The sequence below is a fragment of the Pseudomonas sp. UME65 genome (genome assembly GCF_014170225.1).
In the GTDB taxonomy this organism is placed as follows: Bacteria; Pseudomonadota; Gammaproteobacteria; order Pseudomonadales; family Pseudomonadaceae; genus Aquipseudomonas; species Aquipseudomonas protegens.
Map to the genome: position 1 here is coordinate 928,233 of NZ_LZZQ01000016.1, position 16,665 is coordinate 944,897.

Genomic DNA, 16,665 nt, shown 5'->3' on the forward strand with positions numbered 1-16,665 from the left:
GCCAGCTCCTACAGCTGGCGCGACATCGGTGGGGTTCTTGCAGGTGCCTTCAGCGGATGGGCGGAATGCGGATCTGCCCGGCACGGCACTGGTTCTTCACGCCTTTGCCGCAGGCGCCGAACTCCAGGTCCTTGGTCAGGCAAACACGAACTTCGGACAGCTCGGGGCCGCTGCACAGAATGGCGATGCCGTTCTCGGCGATCCCCGGGTTGCTCTGGCGAAACTGCTGGGCAATCTGGCTGGCCTCGAAATAGCGCACCGTGGTCGAAGGCTGCAGCGCCTCGGGAATCTGTACCCTGGCCAGGGCCTTGTCCGCGGCATCCAGGTACCCCATGGCCCCCAGGCCGCTGCAGGTGCCGTGCTTGCTCCATTCATGATTCATCAGCTTGGCGGTGGGAAACAGGCTCAGGCCCTTGGCCCGTTCCTGGGCATTGAGCTGGGTCAGGGGTGGGCAGGACTCGGGCCAGCCACCCTTGGCGTATTGCGGCCACAGGCCGTGCAGGACAAAACCGTAGCCCTTGCCGGTGCACTGCTCGTTTTCCGGGTGCATCAGGCAGAAGGTCGGCGACCAGGACAGGGTCAGCAGGTAGTAGTCGAAGGTACCCGCCACCGAATCGCGCTGCTGCTTGGGCTGACGTGCGTCGCTGATGCCCACCATCCCCAGGGTCAGCACCAGGGCTGCCATCAGGGTAAAAAACTTTCTCATCGTGACCTTCTCCTTGGGAAAGCGCATCGTCCTGGCCCCGCCATCGGGGTGGAACGGATTGAAAACAACCTGATCTTTCTGGCAGGCCGGCGTTGCCGGAACATGACAGCAATTGCCCGGTGTCCCGCAGAAGCCGGTCAGGCAGCGGCCCGGAGAATACCCGCCAATGCCCTAGGCGGCAGCGCCCTCACTGCGCCGATACAGGCCGACACCCAGCGCCAGCACCGCCAGCAGGCCGGCACAACTGCGGTTGATCCAGCCCATGACCCGGGCGGAAAAGCGCGCCATGGCCCGCCGGCCACCCACGGCATAGAGGCTCATCATCAGGCAGTCCACCAGGGCGCTGACCACGGCCAGGATCAGGTACTGCTCGGCCACCGGCTGCTCCGGGCGCACGAACTGCGGCACGAAGGCGGAGAAAAACAGCAGGCCCTTGGGGTTTGACAGCCCCACCAGCAACGCCCGGCGAAACGCCGACCCGCCGCTGGCCGAGGCCCCGCCCACCGTACAGGCCAGGGCACGGGTCGGCGCTCGCCACAAGCCCCAGGCCAGATACAGCAGATAGGCCGCGCCGCAGCTCTTGACCACCACGAACAGCTCTTGCGAGGCCTGCAGCAACGCCCCCAGGCCGCAGCCCACCGCGCCGATCAGCAGCAGGTCGGACAACGCCGCGCCGGCGATGCCCCAGCCAGCCACCCGCATGCCATGCACCGCGCCATTGTTCAAGGCCAGCAACATCGAGGGGCCGGGGGTAATCATCACCGCGCTGACGGTGACGATGTACAGCAGCAGGGTTGGTATATCCATGGGTTCGCTCCAGGGTCATCCGCCGCGATCCGAAATCGCCCGGAGCACCTCAGGGCGCCCACTACGCGGGGGGCAAAATATGACGGATCACTGCGGCACCGGGCAAGCACGACGGACCGCACACGCCACTCAGGCGTCAGGAACGCTGACGAAGATGCTGTAGCGGGCCCCTTCCATGGCTTCGAAGGCGATCAGTTTCTGCACCAGCGGTTCGCTGAGCACCTTGCCGGCATTGAGCAGCAACATGCCGTTGTCGGCAATCAGGTTGCGCCGCAGGACCATCCCGGCCTGCAGCTCCCGGGTTCCCAGGACCTTGACCGTCGGATCATCGACGGTGACATCGCTCTGGTAGGCGGCACAGACCTGGACAAAGTCTTCCACCAGATTCGGGTCGTACAGGCGGCCCGCGTACTTGCGAATGAACAGCAGGGCTTCATCGCTGTTCATGTGCCGCTCCAGAATCAGCCCGCACTGCAACTCGATGAAATCCACCGCCAGCTTCAACAGCCGGGAGCCCCAGGGAATCGCCTCGCCCTTGAGGCGCTGGGGAAAGCCGCTGCCGTCCCAGCGCTCCTGGTGATGAAGGATCAGCCGCGCGGCATCCTGCATCGGTTCCAGTGCCATCAGCACCGATTCGCTCTGCTCGGGATAGGCGCGGTAGCGCGCCTGATCGGTATGGCGCAACAAGTCCGCCGGCGCCAGCAGCATGGCATCGCTCCAGCTCAACTTGCCGATGTTGTACAGGGCCGCCGCCATGGTCAGGTCGCGGCTGCTGGCCTCGTCCAGGCCGTGCCTTTTGCAGCAGGCACGCACCAGTTCGATGATCTTGCGGTTGGTTTGCTTGTCCGCGGGCAGCCGCAGGTTGGCCAGCAGCGAAAACACCTCGGTGGCGGTCACATAGCTGTGCTTGAGTTCTTCGTAGGCCAGGTCGAGCATGTCGGCAGTCTGCTGCAGCTCCGCGGTCCGCGAAGCCACATGCCGTTCCAGGCTGGCGTTGCTGGCCTTGAGTTGCTGGTTCTGCTCCAGGACCAACTGCTGCAAACGCTTGAGCTCACGCTCGGCGAGCTGGTGCTCCAGGGTCTGGCGCAGAATCAGCAGCAGCTCTTCGTCATTCCAGGGCTTGCTCAGGTACTGGTGGATCTGCCCGTCGTTGACGGCCTTGATGATGGTGTTCAGATCGGCATAACCGGTGAGCAGGATTCGCCGCACCGCCGGGTACTTCTCCCGCACCCGGGCCAGCAGGGCCGCGCCGTCCATGCCGGGCATGCGCGCGTCGCTCATCACCAGGTCGACGGGGCCTTCGGCGAGGATCTCCAGCGCTCTGGCGCCGCTGTTGGCCAGCAGCACTTCATAGGGCTCGGGACGCAGCAGGCGCTTGAGACTGTTGAGAATCGACTCCTCGTCGTCCACCAGCAACACACGTGGACGCCTACCTAGCTCAACCGGCTGCGGATCTTCCATGGGGCTCTCCCTGTGCGGCATAGGCTGCCCCGCTCCGTGCTCACGGACGGCTCGGCAGCGGCGTTTTTCCCAGACAATCCTAGATGAGTTTTTTATTTTCACGCCATTGCCCCCCGCGAAATAAATTCGTCGGCCGCGGCACTGCGCAATGACTATGCTGACAACGTTGCAAGGCGGGCTCAGGGTACTAGGGAAGGTCTATGGACGCTGGCAGTGACGCACAGACAAAGGCACAAGGCGCCTCGGACCAGCCCCCAGGGCGGGCCAACCGACGGATCCTGATTGTCGATGACAGCCCGGCAATCCATGAGGATTTCCACAAGATCCTGGCGCCGCGCCAGGCCCCGGACCTGAGCCTGGCCGAGCAACAGTTGTTCGGCCACGCCACGATGCCAGCGCAGCAAGCGCCCTTCTGCCTCGATTCGGCGTTCCAGGGCCAAGAGGCCCTGGCCCGGGTCGAAGCGTCCCTGGCCATGGGCCTGCCCTATGCCATGGCGTTCATCGACATGCGCATGCCCCCCGGCTGGGATGGCCTGGAAACCATCGAGCGCCTGTGGAACGCCGACCCGGACCTGCAGATCGCCCTGTGCACCGCCTATTCCGACTATTCCTGGGAAGCCATGGCGCAACGCCTGGCATTCGGCGACCAGTTGCTGATCCTGAAAAAGCCCTTCGACAGCCTGGAAATCCGCCAGATGGCCAGCGCGCTGACCTGGAAGTGGCAGATGGCACAGGACGCCCGGCAGAAACTCGACGACCTGCAACAGACCATCGAAAGACGGGTGGCCGAACTGCTCAAGGTCTCCCACCTGCTGCACTACGACGTGCTCACCGGCCTGCCCTCCAGCACCTTGCTGGGGGACCGCCTGGGCCAGGCCATGGCACGGGCCCGCCGTTATGAGCAGCGGCTGGCGGTGATGTTCCTCGGCCTGGACCGGTTCAAGCGGATCAACCATGCCCTGGGATACCCGGCCGGGGACGAGTTGCTCAAGAGAATCGCCCGGCGCCTGGAACAAGGCATGCGCGAGTCGGACTCGCTGTTTCGCTACGGCTCCGACGAGTTCGTGGTGGTGCTCCATGACCAGCAGCATCCGGCGCAGATACGCGCGCTTGCGCAAAAGCTGCTGGCCACCGTGAGCCAGTTCGATGACATCGCCGGGCACGACCTGCAGGTGACGGCCAGCCTGGGCATCAGCCTGTACCCCGAGGATGGCCAGGATGCCCTGGCGCTGATCAAGAAAGCCGAGATGGCCATGCGCACCAGCAAGGAGCAGGCACCGGGCAGCTACTGTTTCTTCACCGATGACATGACGCACCGGGCCCGGGAGCAGCAATACCTGGAGTCGGGGATTCTCCAGGCCCTGGAACGCCGGGAGTTCCACCTGCATTACCAGCCGAAAATCCACCTGGCCTCGGGCAATGTGGTAGGCGCTGAAGCGCTGATTCGCTGGCAACGCCCGCAACAGGGCTGGATCAGCCCCGAGCTGTTCATTCCAGTGGCCGAAGACAGCGGCTTGATCACCCGCATCAGCGAATGGGTCCTGGGGGAAGCCACTCGCCAGTGCCGGGCCTGGCAGAACGCCGGCCTGCCCCCTGTGCCGTTGTCCATCAACCTGTCGGCGGCTGACTTCAGGCAGCCGCAACTGCTCCAGCAACTGCGCGACGCGCTCAGCGACAACGCCCTGGACCCGGCCTGGCTGGAACTGGAAATCACCGAAGGCGTACTGCTGCAGAACGTCGAGGTCACGCTGGCTACCCTGCTGGCGATCAAAGCCCTGGGCGTGCGCCTGGCCGTCGATGATTTCGGTACCGGCTATTCGAGCCTGAGCTACCTGCGCAAGTTTCCCGTGGATGTGCTCAAGATCGACCAATCCTTCATCCACGGCCTGAGCCACGAACACAAGGACGCCGTACTGGTCAGCGCCATCATCAACCTGGGGCGCAGCCTGAACCTGAAGGTCATCGCCGAAGGGGTGGAGACGCACCAGCAACTGACCTTTCTCCTGCAGCAAGGCTGCGAGGAAGCCCAGGGCTACTACTTCAGCAAGGCGCTGCCCGCCGAAGACTTCGCTCGCCTGCTGGGCAAGCACAGGCCGCAGTTCCAGGTGACGGACCATGACCACTGAACAACCGCGCCAGCCGCCGCGCCGCCGCGCACGGGTACTGCTCCTGCTGCTCTGGGCAGGGCTGGGCGCCACCAGCCCGAGCGCTTTCGCCGCGCCCCTAGACGAACCGCTCAAGCCGTTGCCCGCGCCGCCGGCACTCGACCCCCAGCGGGTCGAGCTCGGGCGCCAGCTGTTCAACGAACCGCGCCTGTCCCAGGACCACAGCCTGTCCTGTGCCAGCTGCCACCGGCTGGACCAGGGCGGGGCCGACTCCCAGGCAAAATCGCCGGGTTTCAAGGGGCAGCCTACCCGGGTCAACACCCCCAGCGTGTTCAATGCCGCGCTGAATTTCCGGCAGTTCTGGGACGGGCGTGTCGAATCCCTGGAAGCGCAGATCGACAGCGTCGTGCAAAGCCCCAGCGAGATGGGCAACACCTGGCCGGCGCTGATCCGCACCTTGAGCGATGACAGCGCCTACCAGAAGTCCTTCGGTGCCCTGTACCCGGACGGCATCACCGCAGCCAACGTGCAAAATGCCCTGGCCACCTATGAAAAGACCTTGCTCAGCGCCAACTCGCGGTTCGACCAGTACCTGCAAGGCAATACCGACATCCTCAGCCTGGAAGAAAAATACGGTTACCAGCGCTTCAAGGATTACGGCTGCATCGCCTGCCACCAGGGGGTCAATATTGGCGGCAACATGTTTCAGAAGTTCGGCGTGATGGGCGACTACTTCGCTGCCCGGGGCAACCCCACCGACGCCGACCTGGGGCGCTTCCTGGTCACCGGCGACGAACAGGACCGCAACGTGTTCAAGGTGCCCAGCCTGCGCAATGTCGCAGTGACTGCGCCCTACTTCCATGACGGTTCGGCGCCGACCCTGGAGCAGGCAGTGGAAGTCATGTTCAAGTATCAGCTGGGGCGCCCGCCCAATACCCAGGACATCAGCCTGATCGTCAAGTTTCTCAAGACCCTGACCGGCGAATGGCAGGGCAAGCCCTTATGAAGCTGTCCCGACGCGTGCCGATCATGCTGCTGTCGCTACTGACCCTGAGCCTGGTGCTGGGGCTGGCCTTTCTCTACTTCAAGACGGTGATCGGCCAGCCCTCGAACTACGTACTGGCGCGGGACCTGATCAGCCATATCAAGCAGTTGAATGCCCAATGGGAAACCGAGGTGCTCAAGGCTCGGATCGCCATCACCCACGACTACGATCCACTGGTCATGCCGGTGCAAGAGATCAACCAGCTGTGGAACCGCTTCGATCAGCTTTCACAACAGAACCACAATGACCCGGCCGCCTGGACGGCCGGCCACCAGGCGTTCATCGAGGCCTTCCAGGAAAAGGCCGGCCTGGTGGAGCGTTTCAAGACCCACAACGCGGTGCTGCGCAACTCCCTGGCCTTCCTGCCCACTGCCGAAGACGATATCCAGCGCCGCCTGGCCGGCCTTGACGACCAGGCTCGGCTGTCAGAGCAGACCATTGCCATCGATACCTATGACCTGCTGCTCAGCAGCCTGGAGTTCGCCCAGGTTTCCAGCGACGACCGGGCCGCAGACATCCTGGTGGGGCTGAACAAACTGGCGGTCAACAAGGAGCGCCTGCCCGAACCCATGCATGAGCCGGTGGAGATCCTCAGCAACCACGTCTCGGTGATTCTGCGGGAGCAGCCGGTGGTCAACGACCTGCTGGAGCGCATCACCTCGATCCCCATCGCCCAGCGCCTGGACGACATCACCCATCTGCTCAACGCCGATCAGTTGCAGGCCGATCTGCAGGACCAGAAGGCCCACCAGTACCTGCTGCTCTTTGCCGCCTTGCTGGTGATACTGATTCTCTACCTGGCCGTCAGGCTGGTACGCAGCTACGCGGTCATCCGCCGGGTGAACACGGCCCTGCAGAGCGCCAACGAGCATCTGGAACACCGGGTCGAGGAACGCACCCGGGAGCTCAAGGAAGCCCAGAGCGAACTCATGGACAGCGCCCGCCAGGCGGGCATGGCGGAAATTGCGACCAACGTCCTGCACAACGTGGGCAACGTGCTCAACAGCGTGAATATCTGCAGCGAAATGCTCAGCCGCACCCTGCGCTCCAGCAAGGCACAAGGGCTGGGCAAGGCCATGCAGTTGATCAACCAGCACCAGGATGACCTGGGGCGTTTTTTCACCGAAGACGACAAAGGCAAGCTGCTCCCCGGCTACCTCAATCAATTGGTCGAAGCCATAGCCACCGAGCAGCAGGGCATGGGCGAAGAACTGGCTCAGTTGGCCCGCAGCGTCGACCACATCAAGGAAATCGTCGCCACCCAGCAATCCTATGCCGGAGCCTCTCGGCTGATAGAACCCCTGCGGGTCGCCGAGCTGATCGAAGACGCCCTGCGCATGAACTCCGGCGCCCTGGCCCGGCATCAGGTCACGGTGGTCAAGGACTATGGCCCGTTGCCTCCGGTGATGGGCGACAAGCACCGCATGCTGCTGATCCTGATCAACCTGATCAGCAACGCCAAGTACGCCATGTCCAACCTTGATGATCATTCACGGACCCTGACCCTGAGCGCCAGAGTGCTGGACGGCCAGACCCTGAGCATCAGCGTCAAGGATGAAGGCGAAGGCATCCCCGCGGAGAACCTGACGCGGATTTTTTCCCACGGCTTCACCACCCGCAAGGACGGCCACGGCTTCGGCTTGCATAGCTGCGCCCTGGCGGCCATGGAGATGGGTGGACAATTGAATGTGCACAGTGATGGCCCCGGCCTGGGCGCCACCTTCACTCTGGACATCCCGCTGATCAGCGCAGAGGACCCATGATGGACCAGTTGAACAATCGCCGGATCCTGCTGATCGACGATACCCCGTCGATCCACGAGGACTTTCGCAAGATCCTCACCCCGCCCGAGGCAGACGACAACGGTCTGGATGACCTGGAGGCACAGCTGTTCGGCGCCACGGCCAAGCCCCGGCAACAGCCTTTCGAACTGGATTCGGCCTACGGCGGCGAGGAAGGCCTGGCCATGGTCTGCCAGGCCCAGGAGCGGCAGCGTCCCTATGCCCTGGCGTTTGTCGACATGCGCATGCCCCAGGGCTGGGACGGCGCGCAGACCATCGAGCGCCTCTGGCAACAGGACCCGCGGCTACAGGTGGTGGTGTGCACCGCCTACTCCGACTATTCCTGGGAAGAGCTGCTGGAGCGCCTGCAGGGTCATCACCGCCTGCTGATCCTGAAGAAGCCCTTTGACAACATCGAAGTCCAGCAGATGGCCAACACCCTGACCAGCAAGTGGGAAATGACCGCCCGCGCGCTTTTGCAAATGCATCACCTGGAGCACCTGGTGCAGCAGCGCACCGAAGACCTGAGGCAGGCCGGGGCGGCGCTGCAACTGGAGATCGACGAACGCAAGCAGTTGGAAAACCAGCTGGTGCAATCGGAAAAACTGGCCTCCCTCGGGCAACTGGCCGCCGGGGTCGCCCACGAAATCAACAACCCCATCGGTTTCGTGTCCTCCAACCTCGGCAGCCTGGCAGGCTACCTGCAGCAGCTCGACCAGATGCTCAGCGCCTATCGCCAGGCCGAAGAAGCCATCGCCGCGCCGGAACTGCGCAAGCACCTGCAGAGCCTGCGCGAGAGCATCGACCTGGACTTCCTCCAGCAGGACATTCCGGTACTGATCAGGGAGTCCAAGGAAGGCATCGGCCGGGTGGCGCAGATCGTCAAGGACCTGAAGAACTTCTCCCGGGTCGACAGCGACCAGCAATGGCAGCTGGCGAGCCTGCAACAGGGCATCGACTCGACCCTGAACATCGTGGCCAACGAACTCAAGTACAAGGCCGACCTGGTCACCGACTACCAGCCGTTGCCGGAAATCGAATGCCTGCCCTCCCAACTCAATCAAGTGGTGATGAACCTGGTGGTCAACGCGGCGCAGGCCATAGGCCCCGAGCGCGGCACCATTACCCTGCGCAACGGCGTGGACGGCGAGCGGGTCTGGCTGGAGGTCAGCGACAGCGGCTGCGGCATCGACCAGGAGCACCTGGCCAAGATCTTCGACCCCTTCTTCACCACCAAGCCGGTGGGCCAGGGGACCGGCCTGGGCCTGTCGCTGTCCTACGGCATCGTCAAGAAGCACGGCGGGCAGATCAGCGTGCAGAGCCAGCCCGGCGTCGGCAGCACCTTTCGCGTGGAACTGCCGATCCGGCAGGCGCGTCAGGTGTTGCCCGCACAACCCTAGCCAAACCTCCCCCCCTACCGCTAAGGCCTGGTACAGGAGCTGTCCATGAACCGCCCCGACGATTCGATCAAGCTCGGCAAGCAAGCCCGCAAGGACTGCCCCCGCAGCTCCCATTCCGATCCCGGGCAGATCAAGCGCGACCCCTTGCCGTTGATCGAGGCCTCCAGCCAGGGCCGGGTCCAGTCCCTGGTGGCACTGCGCTACGGGCGCATGCTGGTGTCGCCCTTCACCTTCTACCGTGGCAACGCCCTGCTCCAGGCCCACGACCTGGCCAGCACCCCGGACATGGGCCTGCGCTCGACCATCTGTGGCGACTGCCACCTGATGAACTTCGGCGGCTTTGCCACCCCCGAGCGCAACCTGCTGTTCAGCGTCAACGACTTCGACGAGGTCCATCCCGGCCCCTGGGAGTGGGACCTCAAGCGCCTGGTGGCGAGCTTCCTGATTGCCGTCCGGCACCTGCGCCACGGCCCGGGGGTCGAAGAGGCCCTGTGCCGCGAACTGGTGGGCGCCTATCAGCGCAGCATGGCCACCTGCGCCGGGCAAAGCGCACTGGAGATCTGGTACGACGCCCTGACCTACGAAGACCTGCTGCACCAGGCGCGCTCCAACAGCGACACCCTGGAGCATGTGCAACGGGCCATCGACAAGGCCGCCCGGCGCACCCATGCCGAGCTCCTGCCCAAGATCAGCGAACGCGACGCCCGGGGCCGCCTGCTGATTCGCGACGACCTGCCGGAAATCTTCCACCTGCACAACACCACCAGCCTGCTGGACCCCGACGATGACTGGATGCGCCTGGAAGACTGGCGGCCGCTGTACGACACCTTCATGCGCGACTACCGCGGCACCCTGCAGGCCGACCGCCGCGACCTGCTGGCACGGTTCCAGCCCAGCGACCTGGCCTTCAAGGTGGTGGGGGTTGGCAGCGTCGGCACCCGCTGCCTGGTGGCGCTGCTCACCGACGCCCAGCAGCGGCCACTGTTCCTGCAATTCAAGGAAGCCCGGCGCTCGGTGCTCGCCGACTATGTGCGCGAACGTTCAAAGCCAAGGCACAACGGCCAGCGGGTGGTGGAAGGCCAGCGCCTGATGCAGTCCGCCAGCGATCTGTTCCTGGGCTGGACCACCGGCCCCAACGGCCGTCATTTCTATGTGCGCCAACTGCGCGACATGAAGGTCTCGGCGGAACTTGAGACCTTCGACGAGGACACCTTCGCCGCCTATGCCAGGATCTGCGGCCGGGCCTTGGCCCGGGCCCACGCCAAGGCTTCGGGCCAGGCCGCGCGGATCAGCGGCTACATCGGCAAGAGCGAAACCCTGGCCGAAGCCCTGTGGCACTACGCCCAGGCCTATGCCACGCAGAACGAACGGGATTTCGAGCGTTTCCAGCAGGCCTGCCGCAAAGGCCGCCTGCAAGCGCGCTCGGAGGCCGACTTCGCCGCCGACCACCTGCCCTGAAACACAGGCTCAGGTGATCGGGCGCGAGGCCCGGGCGGCTTCGCCATAGAGTTTCAGCAGGGCCTCCTGGTCCAGCGGCGGGCTCAGGTGCGGGCCCTGCACCTCATCGCACTGAATGTCGCGCAAGACCCCAAACTGCTCTGCGGCCTGCACCCCCTCGGCGACCACCCGCAAGGACAATGCATGCCCCAGGTCGACAATCGCCTCGACAATGGAGCGCCCGGCATCGTTGTGGTTGAGCCGGGCGATGAAGCTGCTGTCGATCTTCAGGCCATCCAGGGGGAAGGTCTGCAGGTACTGCAGCGCCGAGTAGCCGGTGCCGAAATCGTCGATCAGCAACTGCACCCCCAGCGCCTTGAGCCCCTGCATGATGGTGAGCACGTGGCGGCTGTCGTCCAGCAGCACCTTGTCGGTCATTTCCAGCTCCAGGCGTGACGGCTCCAGGCCGCTCTGCTTGAGCACCGCCGCGATCCGCGCCACCAGCTGGCCGCGCAGAAATTCCGCCGGCGACAGCTTGACCGCCAGCAGTCGGCCTTCCGGCCAGGCTCGCGCCGCACGACAGGCTGCGTGCAGTACCCAGTTGCTCAGCGGCAGGATCAACCCGGTGTCCTCGGCAATCGGCACGAACACGTCCGGCCCCAGCAAGCCATGCTGGGGATGCTGCCAGCGCACCAGGGCCTCGGCGCCCATCAATTGGCCATCGAGCACGCGGTAGCGCGGCTGGAAATGCAGGAGCAGCTGGTCCTGCTCGATGGCATGGCGCAGGTCACGCTCCAGGCGCCGCCGTTCGATGATCCGCACATTCATGTAGGGCGCATAGAAACGCCAGGTGCTGCGCCCCGCCGCTTTCGCCTCGTACAGGGCGATGTCGGCAAAGCGCAGCAGTTCTTCGGCCTGGGAGGCGTCGCCCGGGGCCCGGGCAATGCCGATGCTGGCGCTGATGAAGACCTCGTGCCCGGCGATATAGAACGGTTCCTCGATCCGCTCGATCAGCCGCCGGCACAAGCCTTCGATCTCGTGGCCAGCCACCTGGCCGGTGACCACCAGGACAAACTCGTCGCCGCCGACCCGGGCCACCAGGTCCTCGCTGCGCAGGCATTGGGCCAGGCGCTGGGACACCTCGTGCAGCACCTGGTCGCCAGCGGCGTGCCCCAGCAGGTCGTTCACCGGTTTGAAACGGTCCAGGTCGACGCTGAGCATCAGCAGCGGTTCCTGCAGGGTCGGCGGGGCCTGCAGCCGGCCTTCGAGAAACTCCTGCATGCGGGTGCGGTTGGCAAGGCCGGTCAAGGCATCGTGCTGGGACAGGTACTCGACCCGCCTTCGAGCCGCGACCTCCTCGGTGATATCACTGGCGGTGCCGCGAAAGCCCCCGGCGGCCATGGCCCGCACCGACAGGCGACAGACTCGCGACTGCCTCTGGCCATCCCGGTACAGGCACTGCTGGATCGCCTGGGAACGCCGCTCCGGGGCCGCCAGCCACTGGCCCAGCGAACCCTGTTCGCAGCTCAGCAGCTCGGTCATCGGCCGCCCCAGGGTCGACTCCCGGGTCAACCCGGTGACCGCCTCGAAACGTTCGGACAGGTAGGTAAAGCACAGCTGCCCGTCGACTTCCCAGATCCAGTCGGACGCAGCTTCAGCCACATCGCGAAAGCGCTCCTCGCTCGCGGCCAGGGCCCAGCGGTTGGCGCGCAGCGCCTGGACCTGCCGGTCCATGACCTGCGCTGCAGCATCGGCGCGGCGCAACAGGAACACCGCCATCAGTCCCACCAGCAGGCCGGCCAGCAGCAACAGCGGCATCACCAGCACCAGCAACTGGTGCCCGGGGCGCGCCGGCCGCCATTGCAGGGTTCCGGCGCCGCCGGGCAAGTCCAGGGTCGGCAAGCTCTGGTCCGTGGCGGCACGGGCCACCTGCAGATGCTCGATGTCCAGGCCTTGGCCCACGGCCAGTAACCGCGGCGGGTCGAAACGGGCGACGAAGATCAGCACAGACTGCGGCCCGGCATCAGGGCGCACTTGCGGGTCGTTGCCCGGGCCTATGACAGCGGCGAGCACCAGCGCCGGGGTGCCGGCAATCGACTGGTAACGGTCCACCACCTTGCCGCCGGCCTCGCGCGCTGCGCTGACCAGGGGCGGCAACGCCTCGCCCAGCCAGTCGCGGGCATCCATCTCGCTGAGGTCGCCGGCCACCAGGGAGTACACGGTGTGGCCGGCCGGGTTGATCACGAACACCCCGTCAAAGCCCAGGTCGCGGTACAGCGTGGGGCCGAAATTCTGCCGGTTGAAGGCCCAGTCCAGGTCGACCTTAAGGTGCAGGTGCTGGTAGGCATCGCCCCAGAGGGCGTAGTCCTTGAGGGTGGTGCGGGCATTGCCGGCAAAGGATTGCAGGGCCTTGTCGATGTCCAGGCGGTTGTGCTGCTCGGCCTCGAGGTTCTGGTCGAGGGCGATGTATACCAGCAACACTCCGGTGAAGAGAAACAGCGCCAGCAGCAGCCCCGAGCAACCCAGCAAGGTGGCGCGGGTCAGCGCCTGATTGGAGGTGCTGCGCCCTTGAGACGGATCAAGACCGAAGTTTTCCATAGTGCTCCAGGCGCCATAACGACAAACCGACCGGTGCGACCCTGCCTCACGCGGCCTTCGACGAAGCTCCCGCTTGCCTATTGACGATAGACAGTTTTTCCCCGCAGGGCCTGAAGAAAAGCCCCTGGCGGGGCCTGTGCGGGTATTCCTCCGGCGCCGATTGCCGGCGCCGGGGCATCCTGGAGCGGCGCGTCAGCCAGTGCCGCCGGGCACCACCGGCAGTTGCTCCACCCGGTGATAGAGGGCCAGGCCCAGGCGCTGGCCGATCTCGACCATGGCATCGCAGCCCGCCGACGGCCCGCCGATGCGCAGCACCGCATCGCAGCGTTCCAGCAGGCGCTCGGCATAGGCATGAAAGCGCTGGTTGTAGATCTCGTCGCCCATCGCCCGGGAACCCGCCAGCCGGGTCATGGGCAACGCCACCCATTCCCCCAGTACCGGAAAGTGCCCCGCCGCCAGGACCTGCGCCGCGCAGTGCTCCATGGCCTCGACATTGCGCGCCAGCAGCGCCGGGTCATCGTCGGTACCAGAGCGATAAGGGCCGGCCACCAGCACCATCAGGCTGCGGGGCTTGAGCACATGCAGTTGCAGGTATTGCAGGAGCATGATGGTCTTGCCGTCGGCGATCTCCCCGCTCTTGATCATGCCCAGGGCCTGGTCGATATCCAGTTCCAGGACCTCGATGTCCTCGCCCTCGTGCTCCAGCCCGCCGCCTGCGTCGATCCGGTCTTCGGCCTGGTAATGGCCAATGAAGAAATGCACCCGCTCGGTCACCGAACCCGGGCTCATGAAGGCATCGAAGACCTTCTGCACCTCGCCGACCCGGTAGCCGGTTTCCTCCTGGGCTTCCTGGCGGATGCGCACCTCGGGGCTGGCGTTGTCCAGGAGCCCGGCAGCGGTCTCGATCAGGTAGCCGCTGTGGCCGTTGACGAAGGCCGGCATGCGGAACTGCCGGGTCAGCAGCACCGTGCGCCGTTGCAGGTTGTACAGCAGGATGGTTGCGCCATTGCCCCGGTCGTAGACCTCGCGGTCCTGGGCCTGCCAGCTGCCGTCGCGGCGGCGCAGCTCGAAACTGTACTTCTTCAGCACGTACCAGTTGTCGGAGAGGGTCTGTTCGGCGGTGATGCGGATGGTTTCCTCGCTCATGGCTGCTCCTGGGCGTGAAGGGGTGCGGGGCGAAACCCGGCCAGTTGTTCCAGCAATTGCGCCTGGTAGGCCGGGGCCAGGGCGAACCCGCCCGCCGCCTGCCGCAGTTGGCCGCCTGCCAGGCGGTTACGGAACCAGTCGCGGATGAAGTCCGGGGCGTAGCCGCCGGTGCCGAAGCCCCTGGCGAAGGCGATCATGTCCTGATAGACCTGCAGGTACGCCTCTTTGTCGGGGACCGGGTAGCGATTCTGGTACAGCCAGAACTGCAGGTCATAGAGCAGTTGCGACAGTGGATCGGCATGCAGGGCGAAGTAGCGCTTCTCATGGACGATGCGCAAGGCGATCTGGCGGATCAGCGGCCCCAGGTCGGGGACTGCGCTGAAATGGCCGAGCAGTTCCTCCAGCAGGGGCGAGAACGGCGCGTGGGCGACCTTGTCCAGATCATCCAGGTAATCCTGTTCCGAGGTGTCGTAGACCTCGGGCGACACCAGCCCGCGGACAAAGGCCTCGAAATCCGCTGCCAGCACTGTCACCGCGTAGTCGGCCTCCTGGTCCACATGCACCACCCGCGGCTCGCCCTCGGGCCCGCACTCGCTGTAGTCCAGGGCAACCATGTCATGGCCGGCGGAGGGGCAATCGCAGATGTACACCCCCAGGTCCGGGTAGCCCCACTCCTCGATCATGAAACGGCTGCCCAGGCCACCGCCCAGGGAATAGTCGCCATCGCAGCCGATGCTCAGAAAGCTGTCGATCGCGCAGTGGTCCTCGGCCCAGGAGGTGCCCTGCTCGGTGGGGAAACAGCTGAGGTGCGGGCGCCCGCCGTTGTAGCGGTTCATGAAGGCCACGTAGGACAGCGGCAGGCGATAGCCCAGTTGCGCCTGCAACTGGGCTATGACGCCAGGGCTGGCGGGGGGCTGGTTGATCTTGCTGCTGGTGGCCCGGTCCCAGAACGCGTCCAGGTCGATATCGTGGGGAAATTCGCTCATCCGATGCATCCGTTGCGGTTGAAGGTCGGCCGGTGCCGAAAGCTGCACAGGCTACCGCAAACGGCCCTCAGAACCACCAGCGCAGGAGGAAAAAGAACCCCATGCTCAACAGCATGCTGAGCAGGGTGTTGCGGGTGTAGATCACCAGCGCAATGGCCACCAGGGAGCTGAGCAGGTAGGGGTTGCTCCAGTGCAGGTTCAGCTCGTGGTCGGGCATGAACACGATGGGGCCGCAGATCGCCGTGAGCATGCCCGGCACCGCAAAGCCGAGGAACTGCCGGGCATTGCTGCTCAAGCGCAACGGCAGGCGCGGTTCGAGAAACACGTAGCGATTGAGAAAGACCAACAGGCCCATGCCGAAGATGACTGCCCAGACCATCATGCTTGCCCCCGATAGAGTTTGTTGCAGACAAAACCTGCGGTCATGCCCGCCAGCCCCGACAGCACCAGCGCCGATCCCCAGTGCCAGTAGCTGAACAGCACCGAGCAGAACAGCGATACGGCAACGCAGACCACCGTCGGCACATTGCGCACCAGTGGCGTGATCAGGGCGATGAAGGTGGCGGCGATGGAGAAGTCCAGGCCCAGGTGCTCAAGGCCGGGAATGCTTTTGCCCAGCACGATGCCCAGCAGGGTGAAGAGGTTCCAGGCCACGTAGAAGGTCAAGCCCACGCCCAAGGCGTACCAGCGGTCGAACTGCTGCTTGTCGTGGGCGCTGGTCAGGGCGAACAGCTCATCGGTGAGCAAGAAACCCAGGCCCACCCGCCAGCGGCCCGGCAAGGGCGAGATCACCGAGCGCATGCTCATGCCGTAGAGCAAGTGCTGGGAGGTCAGGAGCAAGGTGGTCAGCAGGATCGAGAAGATCCCCGCCCCGCCCTTGAGCATGCCGATGGCCACCAGTTGCGCGGCCCCGGCGAAAACGATGCTCGACAGGCCCTGGCCCTGCAGCGGCGTGAGATTGGCCTCGATGGCCATGGAACCGGCCAGCAGCCCCCAGGGCGCGGTGGCCAGGGACAGCGGCATGATGGCGATGGCGCCACGGATGAACGCGGCACGGGGTAGGAGAACGCTGGACATAAAACCCTGCACACAAGTAACGGACGCTGACTGTGCCATTTGCCGGCGCCCCTGGCTTGAACGATCTTGCGCAATTGCCCACCGCCCCGTGCAGGAGCTGGCTTGTGTAGGAGCCG

13 protein-coding genes are annotated in these 16,665 nt (G+C 65.0%); 5 read left to right on the forward strand and 8 right to left on the reverse strand.

Annotation, left to right across the window (positions count from 1 at the left end; genetic code table 11):
• Positions 1-49: 49 nt before the first annotated feature.
• The 3 genes from A9971_RS29360 to A9971_RS29370 all read right to left on the reverse strand — a co-directional run bounded on the left by A9971_RS29360 (position 50) and on the right by A9971_RS29370 (position 2,974).
• Positions 50-706, reverse strand: coding sequence for a ribonuclease T2 family protein (locus tag A9971_RS29360; RefSeq protein WP_183000353.1), 657 nt, complete (start codon positions 704-706; stop codon positions 50-52).
• A 171-nt stretch (positions 707-877) separates the two neighbouring features.
• Positions 878-1,513 carry a LysE family translocator gene (locus A9971_RS29365; protein WP_183000354.1) on the reverse strand — a complete coding sequence of 212 codons (636 nt, stop codon included), beginning with the start codon at positions 1,511-1,513 and terminating at the stop codon, positions 878-880.
• 129 nt (positions 1,514-1,642) lie between these two features.
• Positions 1,643-2,974 carry an HD domain-containing phosphohydrolase gene (locus tag A9971_RS29370; protein ID WP_183000355.1) on the reverse strand — a complete coding sequence of 444 codons (1,332 nt, stop codon included), beginning with the start codon at positions 2,972-2,974 and terminating at the stop codon, positions 1,643-1,645.
• A 200-nt stretch (positions 2,975-3,174) separates the two neighbouring features.
• On the opposite strand from A9971_RS29370, the gene A9971_RS29375 reads away from it, so the two are divergent.
• Genes A9971_RS29375 through A9971_RS29395 form a run of 5 tightly spaced genes read left to right on the forward strand, consistent with a single transcriptional unit; the run spans position 3,175 to position 10,763 of the window.
• The gene (locus A9971_RS29375; protein ID WP_183000356.1) at positions 3,175-5,100 is read left to right on the forward strand and encodes a GGDEF and EAL domain-containing protein; all 1,926 of its coding nucleotides are present in this window, start codon (positions 3,175-3,177) and stop codon (positions 5,098-5,100) included.
• Complete coding sequence (locus A9971_RS29380; protein WP_019095492.1) at positions 5,090-6,085, forward strand: cytochrome-c peroxidase; 996 nt, start codon at positions 5,090-5,092, stop codon at positions 6,083-6,085. The genes A9971_RS29375 and A9971_RS29380 overlap by 11 nt, the downstream gene beginning before the upstream one ends.
• On the forward strand, positions 6,082-7,887 hold the full coding sequence (locus tag A9971_RS29385; protein ID WP_125062379.1) for a DAHL domain-containing protein: 1,806 nt from the start codon (positions 6,082-6,084) through the stop codon (positions 7,885-7,887). Before A9971_RS29380 ends, A9971_RS29385 begins: the two co-directional genes overlap by 4 nt.
• Entirely contained in the window at positions 7,887-9,305 is a 1,419-nt protein-coding gene (locus A9971_RS29390) for an ATP-binding protein (RefSeq protein ID WP_077934226.1), read from the forward strand. The genes A9971_RS29385 and A9971_RS29390 overlap by 1 nt, the downstream gene beginning before the upstream one ends.
• A 45-nt stretch (positions 9,306-9,350) precedes the next feature.
• Complete coding sequence (locus A9971_RS29395; protein WP_183000357.1) at positions 9,351-10,763, forward strand: DUF2252 domain-containing protein; 1,413 nt, start codon at positions 9,351-9,353, stop codon at positions 10,761-10,763.
• 9 nt (positions 10,764-10,772) lie between these two features.
• Here A9971_RS29395 and A9971_RS29400 read toward each other — a convergent pair whose 3' ends face one another.
• The 5 genes from A9971_RS29400 to A9971_RS29420 form a co-directional block, all read right to left on the reverse strand.
• A complete protein-coding gene (locus tag A9971_RS29400; protein ID WP_183000358.1) occupies positions 10,773-13,340 on the reverse strand; it encodes an EAL domain-containing protein in 2,568 nt (855 codons plus the stop codon).
• Between the two features lie 192 nt (positions 13,341-13,532).
• The gene (nudK, locus tag A9971_RS29405; RefSeq protein WP_183000359.1) at positions 13,533-14,486 is read right to left on the reverse strand and encodes a GDP-mannose pyrophosphatase NudK; all 954 of its coding nucleotides are present in this window, start codon (positions 14,484-14,486) and stop codon (positions 13,533-13,535) included.
• Positions 14,483-15,472: an SMI1/KNR4 family protein gene (locus A9971_RS29410; RefSeq protein WP_077934229.1), complete on the reverse strand. Its 990-nt coding sequence runs from the start codon at positions 15,470-15,472 to the stop codon at positions 14,483-14,485. The genes nudK and A9971_RS29410 overlap by 4 nt, the downstream gene beginning before the upstream one ends.
• A gap of 67 nt (positions 15,473-15,539) precedes the next feature.
• On the reverse strand, positions 15,540-15,851 hold the full coding sequence (locus A9971_RS29415) for an AzlD domain-containing protein (RefSeq protein ID WP_011061615.1): 312 nt from the start codon (positions 15,849-15,851) through the stop codon (positions 15,540-15,542).
• Positions 15,851-16,549: an AzlC family ABC transporter permease gene (locus tag A9971_RS29420; RefSeq protein ID WP_011061616.1), complete on the reverse strand. Its 699-nt coding sequence runs from the start codon at positions 16,547-16,549 to the stop codon at positions 15,851-15,853. Before A9971_RS29420 ends, A9971_RS29415 begins: the two co-directional genes overlap by 1 nt.
• Positions 16,550-16,665: the final 116 nt, after the last annotated feature.

Excerpts from the sequence above, each read along its gene's own strand:
- A9971_RS29360 (WP_183000353.1), bottom strand. The coding sequence starts at position 706 with ATGAGAAAGTTTTTTACCCTGATGGCAGCCCTGGTGCTGACCCTGGGG.
- A9971_RS29365 (WP_183000354.1), bottom strand. The coding sequence starts at position 1,513 with ATGGATATACCAACCCTGCTGCTGTACATCGTCACCGTCAGCGCGGTG.
- A9971_RS29370 (WP_183000355.1), bottom strand. The coding sequence starts at position 2,974 with ATGGAAGATCCGCAGCCGGTTGAGCTAGGTAGGCGTCCACGTGTGTTG.
- A9971_RS29375 (WP_183000356.1), top strand. The coding sequence starts at position 3,175 with ATGGACGCTGGCAGTGACGCACAGACAAAGGCACAAGGCGCCTCGGAC.
- A9971_RS29380 (WP_019095492.1), top strand. The coding sequence starts at position 5,090 with ATGACCACTGAACAACCGCGCCAGCCGCCGCGCCGCCGCGCACGGGTA.
- A9971_RS29385 (WP_125062379.1), top strand. The coding sequence starts at position 6,082 with ATGAAGCTGTCCCGACGCGTGCCGATCATGCTGCTGTCGCTACTGACC.
- A9971_RS29390 (WP_077934226.1), top strand. The coding sequence starts at position 7,887 with ATGGACCAGTTGAACAATCGCCGGATCCTGCTGATCGACGATACCCCG.
- A9971_RS29395 (WP_183000357.1), top strand. The coding sequence starts at position 9,351 with ATGAACCGCCCCGACGATTCGATCAAGCTCGGCAAGCAAGCCCGCAAG.
- A9971_RS29400 (WP_183000358.1), bottom strand. The coding sequence starts at position 13,340 with ATGGAAAACTTCGGTCTTGATCCGTCTCAAGGGCGCAGCACCTCCAAT.
- nudK (WP_183000359.1), bottom strand. The coding sequence starts at position 14,486 with ATGAGCGAGGAAACCATCCGCATCACCGCCGAACAGACCCTCTCCGAC.
- A9971_RS29410 (WP_077934229.1), bottom strand. The coding sequence starts at position 15,472 with ATGAGCGAATTTCCCCACGATATCGACCTGGACGCGTTCTGGGACCGG.
- A9971_RS29415 (WP_011061615.1), bottom strand. The coding sequence starts at position 15,851 with ATGGTCTGGGCAGTCATCTTCGGCATGGGCCTGTTGGTCTTTCTCAAT.
- A9971_RS29420 (WP_011061616.1), bottom strand. The coding sequence starts at position 16,549 with ATGTCCAGCGTTCTCCTACCCCGTGCCGCGTTCATCCGTGGCGCCATC.